Source organism: Caballeronia sp., assembly GCF_049581465.1.
In the GTDB taxonomy this organism is placed as follows: domain Bacteria; phylum Pseudomonadota; class Gammaproteobacteria; order Burkholderiales; family Burkholderiaceae; genus Caballeronia.
The window spans coordinates 1-1827 of the sequence record NZ_JBAUSA010000384.1; the positions used below are offsets into that span (position 1 = coordinate 1).

4 protein-coding genes and 1 pseudogene are annotated in these 1827 nt (G+C 61.5%); all 5 read left to right on the forward strand.

Annotated features, from left to right (window positions below):
• Positions 1-634 (forward strand): nitrogenase component 1 (locus WCA53_RS09535; protein WP_423908411.1); only part of this gene is annotated, 634 nt, incomplete at its 5' end.
• A gap of 74 nt (positions 635-708) precedes the next feature.
• Complete coding sequence (locus WCA53_RS09540; RefSeq protein WP_423908414.1) at positions 709-942, forward strand: hypothetical protein; 234 nt, start codon at positions 709-711, stop codon at positions 940-942.
• Between the two features lie 100 nt (positions 943-1042).
• Complete coding sequence (pufB, locus tag WCA53_RS09545) at positions 1043-1264, forward strand: light-harvesting antenna LH1, beta subunit (protein ID WP_423908417.1); 222 nt, start codon at positions 1043-1045, stop codon at positions 1262-1264.
• A gap of 11 nt (positions 1265-1275) precedes the next feature.
• Positions 1276-1470, forward strand: coding sequence for a light-harvesting antenna LH1, alpha subunit (pufA, locus tag WCA53_RS09550; RefSeq protein ID WP_423908420.1), 195 nt, complete (start codon positions 1276-1278; stop codon positions 1468-1470).
• Between the two features lie 125 nt (positions 1471-1595).
• A pseudogene (locus tag WCA53_RS09555) lies at positions 1596-1827 on the forward strand (photosynthetic reaction center subunit L); the annotation flags it as partial.

Below are 1827 nucleotides of genomic sequence, written 5' to 3' on the forward strand. Positions count from 1 at the left end.
GTCGGTTACGCAGGATTTTTTTGGCACCGCGACATTCGCCATCGTCGCCAACGAGACCTACGCGCGCGGCGTCAGGCATTTCCTCGAAGAGGAGATGGGCGTGCCCTGCATGTTCGCGATCCCGCGCCGGCCAGGCGAGAAGACGGACAATGAGGCGGTCCGGGAGGCTGTCCGGACCAAGACTCCGCTGGTGATGTTCGGGAGTTACAACGAACGCCTCTATCTCGCCGAAGCCGGCGCGAAGGCGATCTATATCCCGGCGTCCTTTCCTGGCGCTATCATTCGCCGCCACACCGGAACGCCCTTCATGGGTTACGCCGGCGCGACCTACATCATCCAGGAAGTCTGCAACGCCCTCTTCGACGCCCTGTTCAACATCCTTCCGCTCGGAACGGAACTGGACAAGGTCGAGGCCACTCCCGCTCGCATTCATCGCGAGCTGGAGTGGGATTCCGCTGCGATAACGCGGCTCAACGAAATCGTCGACTCGTCTCCGGTTCTCTTGCGCATTTCCGCGGCCAAGCGGCTCCGCGACGCCGCGGAGCGCGGTGCCCGAAAAGCCGGCGATGAGATCGTAAGCGTTGCGTGCGTCGAACGCGCTCAATCGATCCTGGTCGAAGGACTCGCTGCGTGAGAACGACGTGGCGGAGCGAGGCTGAAGCTTGAACCATTGAGGCGGCGAACCAAGGCCGATCGAGGAGACGAACGATGGAAATGGCGTTGAAGACGGACCTAGCGCAAAGCGCCCGCGGCACGGATGGGCGTCTGCTTTGCTTCGCGCTGCTTCCCTTCTTCTTCCTATACGAAGGGGCTCGCCGAACCGTTCGCGGATTGAAGCGCGACACCGCCCCTTCGACTCAGAGGGCTTGCTTCGCCGAGGCCAAATCCCAAGCGTCGATCGCGACGTCTTACGCGTTGCTGGCCATAGCGATGCTGCAGTGATCCGGGCGGCGGCGGCGCCGCGCGGAACGCCAGTCGCGACAGACGTCGCGACGAAGTCGCTGTGAAAGGCGTTCACGGCAAGGCAACAGGAGGTCAACATATGGCCAGCGACGATAGATCTTCCTTATCCGGATTAACGGAGGCGGAAGCGCAAGAGTTCCATTCGCTGTTCGTGACGAGCTTCATCGTGTTCACCGTCATCGCGATCATCGCTCACATCCTCGTTTGGATGTGGCGTCCCTGGATTCCCGGGGCGAAAGGCTATGCGTTGCTCGACGGCGCGATGAGCGCGGCGCACAGCGCGCTCTCTCTCATCGGCTAAGGAGAACGTAAATGTATCGGATTTGGTTACTCTTTGATCCGCGACGCGCGCTCATCGGGCTGTTCGCGTTTCTGTTCATCCTGGCGCTCGTCATTCACTTCATCCTCTTGAGCACGGATCGGTTCAACTGGTTGGAGGGCCATCCGCTCAAGACCGGTCAGATCAACCCGACGATTCAGTCGTTGGTGGTGACTGACATCGGGTGACGATCGTCGGGATCCAGACTCCGTGGACGGGCGCGCTTGACGCGCCCGCTCACAACTCCAACCCGGACGCGATTCATGCCGCAGACGGGAATGACTAGGACGCGTCGGGAGGCACTACCGTGGCGATGCTGAATTTTGAGCGCAAGTACCGTGTGCGGGGTGGGACGCTCGTCGGCGGCGACTTGTTCGACTTCTGGGTCGGCCCGTTCTACGTCGGCTTCTTCGGCGTCACGACGATGATTTTTATCGGTCTTGGCGCCGCGATGATCCTCTATGGCGCCGCGATCGGCCCGACCTGGAACATCTGGCGGATCAGTATCGCTCCGCCCGACCTGAAATACGGCCTCGGCGCAGCGC

What these genes read in the sequence shown, in the direction of transcription:
- WCA53_RS09540 (WP_423908414.1), top strand. Translation starts at nt 709, where the DNA reads ATGGAAATGGCGTTGAAGACGGACCTAGCGCAAAGCGCCCGCGGCACG.
- pufB (WP_423908417.1), top strand. Translation starts at nt 1,043, where the DNA reads ATGGCCAGCGACGATAGATCTTCCTTATCCGGATTAACGGAGGCGGAA.
- pufA (WP_423908420.1), top strand. Translation starts at nt 1,276, where the DNA reads ATGTATCGGATTTGGTTACTCTTTGATCCGCGACGCGCGCTCATCGGG.